The sequence below is a fragment of the uncultured Victivallis sp. genome (assembly GCA_944389935.1).
Taxonomy (GTDB): domain Bacteria; phylum Verrucomicrobiota; class Lentisphaeria; order Victivallales; family Victivallaceae; genus Victivallis.
Genome location: CALXOE010000002.1, coordinates 1 through 15293 on the forward strand (window position 1 = coordinate 1; position 15293 = coordinate 15293).

The window sequence follows — 15293 nt, forward strand, 5'->3', positions numbered from 1 at the left end:
AAGTGGTTAACAGCCACCTACTCTACCGCTGAGCTATGCCGGAGCGTATATGCTGAACTTTTCTGTCCCGCGTATTTTATAATATATACCCGTTTTTTGAGGTGTCAAGCCGATTTGCAAGAAAAAATTGATAACGTCCCTGTTTTTTTGCCGTTCAGCTGAAGCGCAGCGGACTCTGCCGCTCCCTCGATGACTTCAGGTCGCGCCGAAATGCACTTGCTCCACGCCGGAGGTTTATCGTGCCTTTCGTCGCGCGACAACTCGAGTCCGCAGCCGGTTTTCAGTCGAGATTCCCGGAAGAACCCCGCGCTTTTTCTCCGGACAAAGCAACTTCAACACCAGCGGCAGATCCGAGGTGATGCGACGGGATCCCCACTGCCCGGTCTGCGTATCGAATCCGCTCTCCGGAGCAAAACGAACGACACATGAGGTCTCCGGGTGTGCATCGTGGACAGCGCGATTGCGTTCCCGCCCCGCCTGAGAAGTTTCCAGCGCGGAAACCATGAGTTGAGCCGGAAAGCCGCAAGCCCGGGGAGCGCCCTCCGCCGGTTGGACCGGCGGACAGGCTGTTCTTTCCCCGCAGCAGGAGTGGGGTCAGCGGTGAATGTGCCGGTGATACTCCTGAAGACTGCACACCTCAAAGCGCCCGAAATCCGCCTTGTCCCGGAGACCCTCGATGGCGGCGGTCAGCCCCGCGATCGTCGTCGTGATCGGTATCCCCGAGACAACCGCCCCGGAACGCATGCGGATCTCATCGACCATCGCACCCGCTCCGGATTCCGTGGAGTTGATGATCCACTGAATCTCCTTTTCACGGATCAGATCGAGGATGTTCGGCCGTCCGCGCGAAATCCGGAAGATCGCCCGGGTCTTGATCCCCGCATTGTAGAGCAGCGTCGAGGTCCCGAGCGTCGCGTAGAGGTTGTAGCCGAGCTTCACAAGCTGTTCGGCAAGCTTGACCGCCCGCGGCTTGTCCTGGTCACGCAGCGAGATGAAGACATTGCCGGAGGCCGGCAGCTTGTTCCCCGCCGCAAGCTGGCTCTTCAGGTACGCAAGTCCGCGCTCCGCGTCGAGACTCATGACCTCACCCGTGGATTTCATCTCCGGAGAGAGCACAATGTCCACCCCCGGGAACTTCACGAACGGGAAGACCGCCTCTTTCACGGCGGTGTACGGAATGTGCACCTCCCGCGTGAACCCGAGCGACTCGAGCGTTTCCCCCGCCATGCAGCGCGCCGCGAGCGCCGCCAGCGGCACACCGGTCGCCTTGCTCACAAACGGCACCGTCCGCGAGGCGCGCGGATTGACTTCGATGATGTAGATCTCGCCTTCCTTGACCGCAAGCTGCATGTTCATGAGTCCGCAGACGTGCAGTTCGCGGGCGAACGCCCGGGCGTATTCACGCACGCGCTCCTGAATTTCAGCAGAGAGCGTCATCGGCGGAATCACGCTGGCCGAGTCGCCGGAGTGAATCCCCGCCGGTTCGACGTGTTCGAGAATCGCACCGATCACGGTGGTTTTCCCGTCCGAGATGCAGTCCACGTCGAGTTCGGTCGCGTCCTCGAGGAACCGGTCGATCAGGATCGGTTTGCCCTCCGCGACTGCGGCGGCCTCCTCGACGAATTTGCGCAGATACTTCTCCTTGTAGACGATAACCATGCCGCGTCCGCCGAGCACGAACGACGGACGCACCAGCAGCGGATATCCGATCTTTTCCGCAATCGCGACCGCTTCGTCGACGCTGTGCGCGATGCCGCTCTCCGGCTGGCGGATGCCGATCCGCCCGGCAAGCTGCTTGAAGAAGTCGCGGTCCTCGGCCGCGTCGATGTCATCCGGCGACGTGCCGATCACGTTCGCTCCCGCGGCGCGGAGCTGCTGCGCAAGATTCAGCGGCGTCTGACCGCCGAACTGCACGATCACACCTGAACACGACTCGCGCTCGTAGATGTGCATGACATCCTCGAGCGTGAGCGGCTCGAAATAGAGCTTGTCGCTCGTGTCGTAGTCGGTCGAGACGGTTTCGGGATTGCTGTTGACCATGACCACTTCGTACCCGGCCTTGTGCAGCGCAAAGGCGGCGTGGCAGCAGCAGTAGTCGAATTCGATCCCCTGGCCGATGCGGTTCGGCCCGCCGCCGAGCACCATGATCGTTTTGCGGCCGCCGTGATCGCGGACCGGTTCGCCCCCTTCGCCCCAGGCCGAGTAGTAGTAGGGCGTGATCGCCTCGAACTCCCCGGCGCAGGTGTCGACGGTTCCGTAGAACGGCTCGAGCCCGGTGCGGCGCCGCGCGGCGCGCACCTCGAGTTCCGTCGTGCCGAGCAGAAACGCGATCTGGCGGTCGCTGTAGCCGAGCTCCTTGGCCTGCAGGAAGAGCGGCCGGTCGGCTTCGAGTCCCGCGAGTGTTCCGGCCGAGCGGATCTCCTCCTCGAAAGCCGCAAGTTCCGCGAGATGACGCAGAAAATACGGGTCGATCCCGGTGAGTTCGTTGAGCACTTCGACGCTCCAGCCGCGCTTCAGGGCGGCACGGATGACGAAGATCCGCTCCGCGTTCGGGCGGATGAGTTCGGCTTTGAGCGTCTCGTCATCCATCGACTCGAATTTGCCGTCTTTGCCGTCGGCGCCGAATCCGGCCCGTCCGGTCTCGAGCGAACGCAGCGCTTTCTGCAGCGACTGCTTGAGGTTGCGCCCGATCGCCATGGCTTCCCCGACCGACTTCATCTGAGTGCCGAGCGTGGAGTCGGCCATCGGGAACTTCTCGAATGTGAAGCGCGGAACTTTCGTCACCACATAGTCGAGCGACGGCTCGAAACAGCTCGGAGTGCTGCCGGTGATGTCGTTGCGCAATTCATCGAGCGTGTACCCGACCGCGAGCAGTGCGGCGATCTTCGCGATCGGAAACCCGGTCGCCTTGGAGGCGAGGGCGCTCGACCGCGAAACACGCGGATTCATCTCGATGATGATCCGCCGCCCGTTTTCCGGATTCACGGCCCACTGCACGTTCGAGCCGCCGGTTTCGACGCCGATCGCCGCCATCACCGCGAGTGAGTCGTCGCGCATGGCCTGGTATTCGCGGTCGGTGAGGGTCTGGATCGGCGCGATCGTGATCGAGTCCCCCGTGTGGACGCCCATCGGATCGAGATTCTCGATCGAGCAGACGATGACCGCGTTGCCGGCCTTGTCGCGCATGACCTCCATCTCGAACTCCTTCCAGCCGAGCAGCGACTCCTCGATGAGCACTTCGGAGTTCATGCTCGCGTCGAGCCCGCGCCGGACGATCTCCTCGAACTCCTGCTGGTCGTGCGCGATGCCGCCGCCCGTGCCGCCGAGCGTGAATCCCGGCCGGATGATGAGCGGCCAGCTGCCGATCGTCGAGGCGACCGCCTGCGCTTCGGACATCGAGTGAGCCGATCCCGAGCGCGGCAGATCCAGGCCGATCCCGAGCATGCACTGTTTGAAGAGCTGGCGGTCCTCGGCGCGCTCGATCGCTTCGGCGGTCGCGCCGATGAGTTCGATCTGATAGCGTTCGAGAATGCCGCGTTTTTCGAGTTCCATCGCGAGGTTCAGCGCGGTCTGGCCGCCGAGGGTCGGCAGCAGTGCGTCGGGCCGTTCCCGCCGGATGATCTCGTGCAGAATGTCCGCCGTCAACGGTTCGATGTAGGTACGGTCGGCGAATTCCGGATCGGTCATGATCGTGGCCGGATTGCTGTTCACGAGCACGACCTCGAACCCCTCGCGCTTCAGCGCCTTGCACGCCTGCACGCCGGAGTAGTCGAATTCGCACCCCTGGCCGATGACGATCGGGCCGGAGCCGATCAGCATGATTTTTCTGATATCGTCGCGTTTCGGCATGATCAATTTCCTTTCCGCTGCTGCAACGCCGCCGCGATCAGCCCGTCGAAGAGCGGATGGGGCTGCCGGGGGCGGGATTTGAATTCAGGATGGAACTGGCAGCCGATGAAGAACGGATGTTCCGCGCCGAGTTCCACGATTTCGGCGAGCTGCCCGTCGGGACTCGCGCCCGCAACCTTGAGCCCGGCCGCCTCGAGTTCACGCTTGAACGCCGGATTGAACTCGTAACGGTGACGGTGGCGTTCGCTGATTTCGGAGGTGTTGTAGAGTTCCGCGCTGCGGCTGCCCGGGACGAGGACGCACGGATAGGCGCCGAGCCGCATCGTGCCGCCCTTGGCTGTGACGGAGCGCTGCTCCTCCATGAGGTCGATGACCGGGTGCGTCGTCGCACTGTCGAACTCCGTGCTGTTCGCATCTCCCCAGCCGACCACGTCGCGTGCGAATTCGATGACCGCGCACTGCATCCCGAGGCAGATGCCGAGGAACGGGATCTTGTGCGTTCTGGCGTATTCGACCGCCTTGATCTTGCCGGGGACGCCGCGTTCGCCGAAGCCGCCGGGAACGAGGATCGCGTCCGCTTTCCCGAGAATCTTCGCCGCGTCGCCCGTTTCGAGCTCCTCGGCTTCGACCGGCAGAAAGCGGACTTTCGCATGGTGGTGGATTCCGGCGTGGCTGAGCGCCTCATAAATGCTCTTGTAGGCGTCCTGATGGCGGATGTATTTTCCGACCACGGCGACGGTGCACTCCGTTTCCGGATGCAGCACGCCGTCGAGCCAGACGCGGTAGTCGTCCAGATCGAGTTCGCCCGGCTCAAGCCGCAGAAGTTCAAGCACTTTCAAGTCAAGCCCCTGCCGCGCAAGTTCGAGCGGAACTTCGTAGATCGAGTTTTTCACGTCGAGCTCCTCGATCACGCAGTCGCGCGGGACGTTGCAGAACATCGAGAGCTTCTTGAAATGCTCCTCCTCCATCGGGATCTCCGTGCGGCAGACGAGGATGTCCGGCGCGATGCCGATGCTCTGAAGCGTCGAGACCGAGTGCTGCGACGGCTTGGTCTTGAGCTCTTTCGCCGCGCGGATGTAGGGCACGAGCGTGAGATGCACAAAGATCACCTCGTCGCGCCGCGCCGCAAGTTTGAACTGCCGCGCGGCCTCGAGGAACGGGAGACTCTCGATGTCTCCGGCGGTTCCGCCGATTTCGGTGATCGCGATATCGACCTGCGGCCGGTGCAGCGACTGCATCGCGCGCTTGATCTCGTCGGTGATGTGAGGAACAACCTGCACGGTGCCACCGAGGTAGCCGCCGGAACGTTCGCGGTTGATGACATTGCTGTAGATTTTCCCGCTCGTATAGTTGCTCGCTTTCGTGCAGACGACTCCGGCGATGCGTTCGTAGTGGCCGAGGTCGAGGTCGGTCTCGGCGCCGTCGTCGGTCACGAACACTTCGCCGTGCTGGTAAGGACTCATGGTGCCGGGGTCGACGTTCAGATAGGGATCGAGCTTCTGCATGGCGACGCGATAACCCCGTTTCGCGAGCAGCATCGCGAGCGCCGCGCCCGTGATGCCTTTCCCGAGGCTGGAAACGACCCCGCCGGTGATGAAGATGTGTCTGGTCATGATGAATTCAGCGCTCCATGAGTTTCCGGAATTCCTGGAAAAGCGAAAACGAATCGTGCGGCCCCGGTGCGGCTTCCGGATGGAACTGCACCGACGCGGCGGGTTCCGTGCGATGGCGGACTCCCTCGATCGTATTGTCGTTCAAGTTGATATGCGTGACTTCGAGCGTCGCGGGCAGCGCCCCGGCTTTCAGCGCGAAGTTGTGATTCTGTGAAGTGATCTCGACTTTGTTCGTCAGCAGATTCCGGACCGGGTGGTTGCAGCCGTGATGGCCGAACTTCAATCTTCCGCACTCCGCTCCGGAGGCGAGCCCGAAAAGCTGATGTCCGAGGCAGATCCCGAAGAGCGGCACCTTGCCGATGAGCTCCCGGATCGTCCGGATCGCGTAACCGACGGCGGCCGGGTCGGCCGGGCCGTTCGAGAGGAACACGCCGTCGGGATTCTGCGCCAGCGCGTCTTCCGCCGTCGCGGCGGCGGGCAGGACGGTCACGCGCATGTTGTTCGCGGCAAGTCCGCGCAGGATGTTGTATTTGATCCCGAAGTCGAACGCGACGACGTGGAACTCTCCCTCGGAATTCCATTCGTAAGGCTTTCCGGTCGTGACCCGGGCGGCATAGTCCTGACCGTCGAGTCCCTCCCAGGCGCGGGCACGTTCGACCGCCTCGGCTTCCGTGAGCGGTTCGGTACTCGTGTGCAGATACGCTTTCTGACTGCCTTCGTCGCGCAGCATGAGCGTGAGACGGCGCGTATCGACCCCGGCGATGCCGGGTTTGCCGTTCCGCTTGAGGTAGTCCGCAAGCGACTCCTCGGAGCGGAAGTTCGAGGGCTCATTGAGTTCGTGGATCACGAGCCCGTTCAGAAACAATCCGCGGGACTCCTCGTCCTGCGGATTGCAGCCGTAATTTCCAATTTCGGGGGCGGTCAACGTGACGAACTGCCCTGCGTAGGAGGGATCCGTCACAATCTCCTGATACCCGCTCATGCCGGTGTTGAACACCGCTTCCCCGACCGTGTCGACAGGGGCGCCGAAGCTCCAGCCCCGGAATATCGCCCCGTTCGCGAGCGCGAGGAATGCGGCCCGTTCACGCCGCTCTTTCCAATGTAACATATCTGTGCTCCTTATCAGTATGTTTGATGTTCCATGTTTCGTGTCAATAAGCTCTTGCGTCGATGTGTTCGATGTAGTTCACGAGGGCGCGGTTCACGACGCGGAACCCGCCCGGAGTCGGATAGTCTCCGGTGAAATACCAGTTGCCGGTGTGTTCCGGACAGCACTCGGCGAGATCTTCGCAGGTCTGGAAGACCACTGCGAAGTCCGCGCGCATTCCCTCGGGCTTCAGCCGGGCGGCGATTGCGCGACTGAGATCCGCGTCGGAGATCGCCTCGTAGACCGGGCGCACGCAGTTGGTCATCTCTTTCGCTGGACCGGTGAGCTGTCGTTTCGCATTTTCGTAGCACTGCTCGAGCAGCGCGAGGTTGCCGCGTTCGCGCAACAGGTCGACGGCCGCTTCGAATGCGACGAGCTCTTTCAAACTGGCCATGTCGATGCCGTAACAGTCGGGATATTTGATCGGCGGCGCGGCCGAGGCGATGACGATCTTCTTCGGAGAGAGCCGGTCGAAGATCGGCAGAATCGCGTTTCTGAGCGTGTTGCCGCGTACGATCGAGTCGTCGAGCGCCACGAGCGTGTCCGAACCGGGCCGGACCAGCCCGTAGGTCACGTCGTAAATGTGCATGTAGAACTCCTTCCGGCTCGCGGCGTCGGCGATGAACGTGCGGAATTTCGCGTCCTTGATCGCGATCTGGCCGAACCGGACGGTGTGACCCTCCTCGCAGGCGATGCGGTTCAACGTATCGAGCAGTCCGTGAAAACTCGCCTGCGCGGTGTTCGGGATGTAGGAGAAAAGCGTGTTTTCAAAATCTTTCCCGGTTTCGCGCAGCACGGCGGGCACGAGTTTGCGCCCGAGCGCGCGCCGCTCACGATGAATGTCGGCATCGTTCGGGCGCGAGAAGTAGATGCGTTCAAAGACGCACCGCCGCAGCGGTTTCGGGTCGAGGCAGGGACGGAATTCGACGTTGCCGTCTCGACTGATGATAAGCGCTTCTCCCGGAGGAAGTTCCGAGACTTCCGCAGTCGTGCAGTCGAACGCTGCCTGGATCGCGGGACGCTCGGAACTCACAACCGCGACTTCATCGTCGAAATAGAAGTAACCGGGTCGGATTCCCGCCGCGTCGCGGATCGCGAATCCGGTGCCGTCCCCGAGCATGCCGCAGAGCGTGAACGCGCCGTCGAAATCGCCGCACGCTTCGCGCAGCACTGCGGCGAGGTCGACATGGTGCGGATTCCGGTCGAGCGCCTTTTCCAGGCAGTGCCCGATCATCTGCAGAATCAGATACCCGTCCGCGCGGCTCGCCGGGTGGTGGCCGGTCGCGATGAGCTTGGCAAACAGCTCCCGCGTATCGGTCAGATTGAAGTTCCCCGCGAGCAGCAGCGTGCGGTTCAAGCAGGAGTTCGGGCGGACGAACGGATGACACGCTTCCAGTCCGCCCCGCCCGAACGTGCCGTATCGCAGATGGCCGAGGTAGAGTTCGCCGCAGAACGGGTGATTCCGCCGCTCCGAGGCGGAGAGGGGATCCTCGCCCTGCGGGATCGTCTTTCCGATCCGCTCAAGCAGATCGGCCAGCGGCATGTTCCGGTTCGATTTTTCGAGCGAGAAACACGGTTCGCCGGGAACGGGGTCGAGCCGGATGCAGCCGATTCCGGCGCCATCCTGCCCGCGGTTGTGCTGCTTTTCGAGCAGTAACGCGAGATGTTCGTACCCGTAGAACGGTGTTCCGTACTTGCGGACATAGTGAGCGATGCTGCGGCGGAGCCGCAGCATGCTGACCGCACACTCGTGTTTAATCGAATCAGACATGCTGCAACTTCCTCATGTTCAGTAGACGAAGAGCATTTCGCGATACTTCGGCAACGGCCAGCACTCATCGGCGACGAGTCGTTCGAGCGAATCGACCGTTCCGCGCAGATCGGCCATCGCCGCGAGGATCTCCTCGTGGAGTCCGCCCAGCGCGGTCTTGAGTGCGGCGCACTTCTGCGTGAGATCGTCGAGACCGGCTCCGAGCGCGGTTGCGGAATTTTCGAGCGCGGCGAGTCCGACCGTGAGACCGGCCTCTTTCGCCGCGGCGAGGGATTTCGCGACTTTGCCGTATTCGGCGGTGACGACCGGCGTGATCATGCTGGTCGCGATTTCGAGCGCAATCTCGCCCTCGATGCGGATCCGGCGATGGTACTCCTCGAGGAAGACCTCAAACCGGGATTCGAGTTCGCGCCGGTTGTAGACGCCGTACTTCTCGAGCATCGCAACGTTCGCCGGAGCGGTCAGGCAGCGCAGCGCTTCCATCGTGGTCCGGGCGTTCGGCAGACCGCGTCTTTCGGCCTCCTTGAGCCACTCTTCGGTGTAGCCGTCGCCGTTGAAGATGATCCGCTTGTGCGATTTGATGACCTGCTGCAGATGCTTCTGAAGTCCGGCGTGGAACTCCTCCGGGCTGAGTTTCTCGAGCACGTCGCTCATGCGGTCAAACGCTTCGGCGACAATCGTGTTGAGGATCGTATTCGGACCCGAGCACGACTGGCTCGAACCCGGCGCCCGGAACTCGAACTTGTTGCCGGTGAACGCGAAGGGACTCGTCCGGTTGCGGTCGGTCGCATCGCGCGGCAGCGGCGGGAGCGTGTCAGCGCCGATCCGCATCGCACCGGGGTGGCGGCTCGACGTGGGCGTTCCCTTTTCGAGCTGTTCGATCACGTCCGCGAGCTGGTCGCCGAGATACATCGAGATGATCGCCGGAGGCGCCTCATTCGCCCCGAGCCGGTGATCGTTGCCCGCTCCGGTGACGGAGGCCCGCAGCAGATCTCCGTGCATGTCGACCGCTTCGATGATCGCCGTAAGCACGGTCAGGAAGATCGCGTTCTGATGCGGATCCGTGCCCGGATTGAGCAGATTGCGCTTGCCGTAGGCGACCGACCAGTTGTTGTGCTTGCCGGAGCCGTTGATTCCCGCGAACGGCTTTTCATGCAGCAGGCAGACCAGACCATTGCGGTCGGCAACCTGGCGCAGCACTTCCATGACGAGCATGTTGTGGTCGCAGGCGAGATTCAGTTCCTCGAACATCGGAGCGAGCTCGAACTGGGCGGGCGCAACCTCGTTGTGACGGGTCTTGGCCGGAATTCCGAGTTTCCAGAGCTCCTGTTCGACCTCGGTCATGAACGAGAGAATACGGTTCTTGATTGAGCCGAAGTAGTGGTCTTCAAGCTGCTGGTGCTTCGGCGGCGGCGCGCCGAAAACGGTTCTGCCGGTCTGGACGAGGTCGGGACGCTGCAAATAGAAGTGCTTGTCCACGAGGAAATATTCCTGTTCGGGTCCGAGCGTGATCGTGACCCGCTCCTCCGGCAGACCGAAACATTTCATCAGCCGCTTGGTCGAGACCGAGAGAGCCTGCATCGAGCGAAGCAGCGGGGTTTTCTTGTCGAGAGCCTCGCCGGTGTAGCTGCAGAACGCGGTCGGAATGCAGAGCGTAGCGCCGTTCGCGTGACGCTTGATGAACGCCGGACTGGTCGGATCCCACGCCGTATAGCCGCGCGCCTCGAAAGTCGACCGCAGTCCGCCTGACGGGAAGCTCGATGCGTCGGGCTCGCCGACGATGAGGTTTTTCCCGGAGAAGCTCATGATCGCTTTCGCCCCGTCCGGTTCGAGGAATGCGTCGTGCTTTTCGGCGGTGGAGCCGGTCAGCGGCTGGAACCAGTGCGTATAGTGGGTCGCTCCGCGTTCGAGTGCCCAGTGCTTCATCGCATGGGCGACGTCGCCGGCGATGTCGGGATCGAGCGGTTCGCCCTTTGTGATCGTCGCGAGCAGCTTCTCGCAGACGGGTTTCGAGAGATATTCGCGCATGCAGTCGGTGTCGAACACATCCTCGGCGTAGCAGTCGAGGTTGACCGGCGCTGCCGGCATCGGTTCGCCTCCACGGAGTTCCGCCACAGCGTCGACGGCTTTCATTCGGTTCAGATTGCTCATGATGCTTCCTCCTGTAGTTCGGTTGGGATGTTGCTGCGTTTGGTTAAGCAGATCGCGTGCCAACTTCGTTTTGAGCGGGAAAGCGATTCTTTTATCTGAATATACATTACAAAAATGTAAAATGCAATGCTTTGTTTTACAATTTTGTCGCAAGATTGTGATTGCTGTGGTCGCTGCTCCGCTCAAATGGGACTGGCACGATTTTTGCTTTATATTCCTTAAAAAAATAAAAACATTCAGAAAGGAGCACTGGATCATATGGAACAGCAACGACAGGAACAGCGGTTTGACCGCCCGCCGGTGGAGGAGAACGGCCTCTACCGCTTCGGTAATGAGCACGACGCATGCGGCGTCGGCATGGTTGCCGACCTCAATAATGTGCCGTCTCACAAAATTGTAATGATGGGTCTGACTGTGCTGAAGCGGCTCATGCATCGCGGCGCTTCGGGCGGTGATCCGAATACCGGCGACGGCGCAGGGCTGCTGCTGTCGATTCCGGACGAATTTTTCCGCAAAAACGTCTCCGGGCTCCCCGACGCCGGCACCTACGGCGTGGCGATGATCTTCGGTGGAACCGGACACGAACAGGAGATCGAAGCGATCGTGAAAGCCGAGGGCGGTGAGATCCTCTGCTGGCGCGAGGTTCCGACCATACCGGATCGGATCGGGCGCGCAGCGCGCGAGAGCTGCCCGGCGATCCGCCAGCTCTTCATCGGCGGAGCGAACTACCCCGACCGTGCGGCGTTCGAGCGCCAGCTCTTCGTCATGCGTCGACTCATTGAAAAATCGATCCCCGAGGCGTATATCTGCAGCATGTCCAGCCGCAGCATCGTCTACAAGGGGCTGCTGCTCGCGACGCAGCTCGAGGAGTTTTACCCCGATCTCGGCGACCCGGATTTCAAGTCGCCGCTCGCGCTCGTCCACCAGCGTTACAGCACGAACACATTTCCGACCTGGAACCTCGCGCATCCGTTCCGCTACCTTGCGCACAACGGAGAGATCAACACGCTGCGCGGAAATCTGAACAGTCTGCGCGCCCGCGAACCGTTCCTCGCCTCGGAGCTCTTCGGGGATGACATGGCCAAACTTCTGCCGCTCGTGGCGCCGGGTCAGAGTGATTCGGCCTCGCTCGACAACATGTTCGAGCTGCTCGTTGCGGCGGGACGCGATCTTGCGCACGCGCTTCTGATGCTCATGCCGCAGGCGTGGGGCAAAAATTACCATCTCGGACGCGACGTTCGCGGATTCTTCGAGTACCATTCCGCGCTTATGGAGCCGTGGGACGGCCCGGCGGCGGTCGCCGCGAGCGACGGCGTGAACGCCTGCGCCATTCTCGACCGCAACGGGTTGCGTCCTGCGCGCTACACGCTCTGCCGCGACGGGCTCTTCGTGCTCGCCTCCGAGACCGGCGTGCTCGATCTCGATCCGGCCGAAGTCGTTCGCAAGGGGCGGCTGCGTCCGGGTGAGATGATCTACCTCGACCTTGAACATCACCGGCTGCTCTCCGACCGCGAGATCAAGAACCGCGTCGCACGGCAGAAACCTTACCGTCGCTGGGTCGAAGAGAACAAGATCCCCGTTCACGGGCTCTTTTCGGAGATCACGCCCTCGGAGGTTCCCGGCAATCTGCTTTACATGCAGAAGCTCTTCGGCTACACCCGTGAGGACGTCGAGATGCTGATCGGCCCGATGGCGGCGACCGGTCACGAGCCGGTCGGTTCGATGGGCAACGACGCGGCGCTCGCGGTGCTCTCGACGAAACCGCAGCTGCTTTTCAACTACTTCAAGCAGCTCTTTGCGCAGGTGACGAACCCGCCGATCGACCCGATCCGCGAGGAGCTGGTCATGAGTCTGCTCACCTACATCGGCAACAAGGGGAACATCCTTGCGGAGACCCCGCTGCACGCGCGGCTGGTCAAACTCCAGCGTCCGGTGCTGACCGATGACGAACTTTCCCGGCTGCGCCACATCGGAGCGAACGATTTCCGGGCGAAAGTCCTGCCGATGGAGTTTCCCGCCGGCGGCGACGGGCGGCAGCTCGACAAGGCGCTGAAGCGCCTCGCGACCGACGCGATTGCGGCCGTGCGCGAGAACTGCCGGATCCTGATTCTCTCGGACCGGAATCCGTCGCCCGGCACCACGCCGATCCCGTCGCTGCTCGCAACGGCGACCGTGAACCGCGCGCTTTCGGCGGCGGGGCTGCGTCCCGAAACCGGCATCGTGGTCGAGTCCGGCGAAGTGCGTGAGATCATGCACTATGCGCTGCTGATCGGTTATGGCGCGACCGCGGTGAATCCGTATCTCGCGCTCGAGACCGTGACCGGACTCGCCCGTTCCGGCGCCATTTCCGTCGACCCGGTGACCGCGGCGACCAACTACATCAATGCGGTCGACAAGGGACTCCTGAAAGTCATGTCCAAGATGGGTATTTCGACGCTGCGCAGCTACCGTTCCGGCCAGGTGTTCGAGGCGGTGGGGCTCTCGCGCGAACTCATCGATGAATATCTGCCCGGGACCGCCAGCCGCATCGGCGGCATCGGGCTGGCCGAAATCGCCGCCGAGGCGAATACCCGCCGCGCCGAGGCGCAGGGCGAGAGCCCGCTTCTGCCGGACGGCGGCTCCTACCGGTTCCGGAAAGACGGCGAACAGCATCTCTGGACGCCCGCCTCGCTCGCGGCTTTCCGCCAGGCGGTGCAGACCGGCGACTACGCGAAGTTCAAGGAGTATTCCAAACTCATCGATGACCAGGCCGGACACCTCTGCACGCTGCGCGGACTCTTTGAATTCGTCGAGACCCGGAGCATTCCGATCGAGGAGGTCGAAAGCGTCGACTCGATCGTGAAACGGTTCGTCTCCGGCGCGATGTCGCTCGGTTCGCTGAGCCCCGAAGCGCATGAGACCATCGCGATCGCGATGAACCGCCTCGGCGGCATGAGCAACTGCGGCGAGGGCGGCGAAGACTCCTCCCGGTACGTGCCGACTCCCGAGGGCTACAGCCGCACGAGTGCGATCAAGCAGATCGCATCGGGCCGTTTCGGCGTGACCATCGACTATCTGCGTCACGCGAAAGATCTCCAGATCAAGATGGCACAGGGCGCGAAACCGGGCGAGGGAGGACAGCTCCCCGGTCACAAGGTCGACCGCTTCATCGCGAAGCTGCGTCACTCGATGCCGAACGTGACGCTGATCTCGCCGCCGCCGCACCATGACATCTATTCGATCGAGGATCTCGCGCAGCTCATCTACGATCTGCGGAACGCGAATCCGAAAGCGCGCGTTTCGGTCAAGCTCGTTTCGGAAGTCGGCGTCGGGACCATCGCCGCGGGCGTCGCGAAAGCGCACGCCGACGTGGTGCTCGTCGCGGGTCACGACGGCGGCACCGGGGCCTCGCCCCTGACCAGCATCAAGCACGCGGGACTGCCGTGGGAACTTGGATTGGCCGAGACCCAGCAGACACTTGTGCTGAACAATCTGCGCGGCCGCGTGAAAGTGCAGGTCGACGGTCAGCTCAAGACCGGGCGCGACGTCGTGATCGGCGCGCTGCTCGGCGCCGAGGAGTTCGGATTCGCCACGACCGTTCTGGTCTGCCTCGGCTGCGTGATGATGCGCAAGTGCCACGAAAACTCCTGCCCTGTCGGCGTCGCGACGCAGGATCCGGAACTGCGCAAGCGCTTCGCCGGCAAGCCGGAGTATGTCATGAACTTCCTGCGTTTCATCGCCGAGGAGGTGCGCGAACACCTTGCGCGCCTCGGACTGCACAGCCTCGACGAGGCATGCGGCCGCAGCGATCTGCTTGAGATGAACCGCGCGATCGACTTCTACAAGGCGCGCAATCTCGACTTCTCGAATCTGCTGCGTCCGGCGGCGGGCGGGACGATCCGGTTTGATGCGTCCGCCCCGAAGGAGCCGCTTGCAAACTTCGACCGGCGCGAACTCCTGCCGAAGCTCGGTGCAACTCTCAAGAGCGGCAAGCCCGCCGAACTTGAGTGCGTGATCCGCAACGTCGACCGCACAGTCGGAACCGAACTCTCGGGAGAGGTGACGGAGCGTTTCGGCGAACAGGGACTGCCGGAAGGTACGATCCGCGTCTTCTTTGCGGGGTGCGCGGGGCAGAGTTTCGGCGCATTCCTCGCGCCGGGCATCACGTTCGAGCTCGCGGGTGAAGCGAACGACTTCGTCGGCAAGGGGTTGTCGGGCGGCTGCATCGTGATCCGTCCCGCTCCGGAGGCGCGGTTCTGCGCGGCTGACAACGTCATCGCGGGCAATGTGATCGGTTACGGCGCCACCTCGGGAAAGATCTTCCTCGCAGGGCAGGCGGGAGAACGGTTTGCGATCCGCAACTCCGGAGCGACACTCGTCACGGAGGGGGTCGGAGACCACGGTTGCGAATACATGACCGGCGGGCGCGTGGTCGTGCTCGGTTCGACCGGCGTGAACTTCGCTGCGGGCATGACCGGCGGTATCGCATATGTCTATGATGAGTCGGGCGACTTCGATTTGCGCTGCAACGTCGGGAGCGTCGACCTCGAGACGGTCGAGCCCGGCAGCGAGGACGAGGCGGAGCTGCTCGGACTCCTGCGCGAACACGCCGCCGCGACCGGCAGTGAAAAGGCCGCCGCCATTCTCGCGGACTGGGTCAACACCCGTCCGATGTTCGTGAAGGTGTTCCCGGTTGAATTTCGCCAGGCGCTCGGACGCATGGCACGCGAGGACGCCGAGGCGGTCGACCGCCGCAAGGAAGATAATTGAAGTGCGGAAGCTG

The 15293-nt window shown here is 62.7% G+C and carries 7 protein-coding genes; 1 reads left to right on the forward strand and 6 read right to left on the reverse strand.

Annotated features, from left to right (window positions below; translation table 11 throughout):
- Positions 1 to 234: 234 nt before the first annotated feature.
- The 6 genes from Q0J85_RS00885 to Q0J85_RS00910 form a co-directional block, all read right to left on the reverse strand.
- Positions 235 to 504, reverse strand: a complete 270-nt coding sequence (locus Q0J85_RS00885) for a hypothetical protein (protein WP_294477376.1) — start codon at positions 502 to 504, stop codon at positions 235 to 237.
- Between the two features lie 90 nt (positions 505 to 594).
- Positions 595 to 3849 (reverse strand): carbamoyl-phosphate synthase large subunit, encoded by a 3255-nt coding sequence (carB, locus tag Q0J85_RS00890; RefSeq protein ID WP_294477378.1) that lies wholly within the window; start codon positions 3847 to 3849, stop codon positions 595 to 597.
- Positions 3850 to 3851: 2 nt separating this feature from the next.
- Complete coding sequence (locus tag Q0J85_RS00895) at positions 3852 to 5462, reverse strand: CTP synthase (RefSeq protein WP_294477380.1); 1611 nt, start codon at positions 5460 to 5462, stop codon at positions 3852 to 3854.
- Positions 5463 to 5469: 7 nt separating this feature from the next.
- Complete coding sequence (carA, locus tag Q0J85_RS00900; protein WP_294477382.1) at positions 5470 to 6570, reverse strand: glutamine-hydrolyzing carbamoyl-phosphate synthase small subunit; 1101 nt, start codon at positions 6568 to 6570, stop codon at positions 5470 to 5472.
- Between the two features lie 43 nt (positions 6571 to 6613).
- A complete protein-coding gene (locus Q0J85_RS00905) occupies positions 6614 to 8380 on the reverse strand; it encodes a class II glutamine amidotransferase (RefSeq protein WP_294477384.1) in 1767 nt (588 codons plus the stop codon).
- Positions 8381 to 8398: 18 nt separating this feature from the next.
- On the reverse strand, positions 8399 to 10531 hold the full coding sequence (locus Q0J85_RS00910; RefSeq protein WP_294477387.1) for a glutamine synthetase III: 2133 nt from the start codon (positions 10529 to 10531) through the stop codon (positions 8399 to 8401).
- A 258-nt stretch (positions 10532 to 10789) separates the two neighbouring features.
- Between Q0J85_RS00910 and gltB the strand changes: the two genes are divergently transcribed.
- A complete protein-coding gene (gene gltB, locus Q0J85_RS00915; protein WP_294477389.1) occupies positions 10790 to 15280 on the forward strand; it encodes a glutamate synthase large subunit in 4491 nt (1496 codons plus the stop codon).
- Positions 15281 to 15293: the final 13 nt, after the last annotated feature.

Coding starts and splice junctions, on each gene's coding strand:
- Q0J85_RS00885 (WP_294477376.1), bottom strand. CDS start 504: ATGGTTTCCGCGCTGGAAACTTCTCAGGCGGGGCGGGAACGCAATCGC.
- carB (WP_294477378.1), bottom strand. CDS start 3,849: ATGCCGAAACGCGACGATATCAGAAAAATCATGCTGATCGGCTCCGGC.
- Q0J85_RS00895 (WP_294477380.1), bottom strand. CDS start 5,462: ATGACCAGACACATCTTCATCACCGGCGGGGTCGTTTCCAGCCTCGGG.
- carA (WP_294477382.1), bottom strand. CDS start 6,570: ATGTTACATTGGAAAGAGCGGCGTGAACGGGCCGCATTCCTCGCGCTC.
- Q0J85_RS00905 (WP_294477384.1), bottom strand. CDS start 8,380: ATGTCTGATTCGATTAAACACGAGTGTGCGGTCAGCATGCTGCGGCTC.
- Q0J85_RS00910 (WP_294477387.1), bottom strand. CDS start 10,531: ATGAGCAATCTGAACCGAATGAAAGCCGTCGACGCTGTGGCGGAACTC.
- gltB (WP_294477389.1), top strand. CDS start 10,790: ATGGAACAGCAACGACAGGAACAGCGGTTTGACCGCCCGCCGGTGGAG.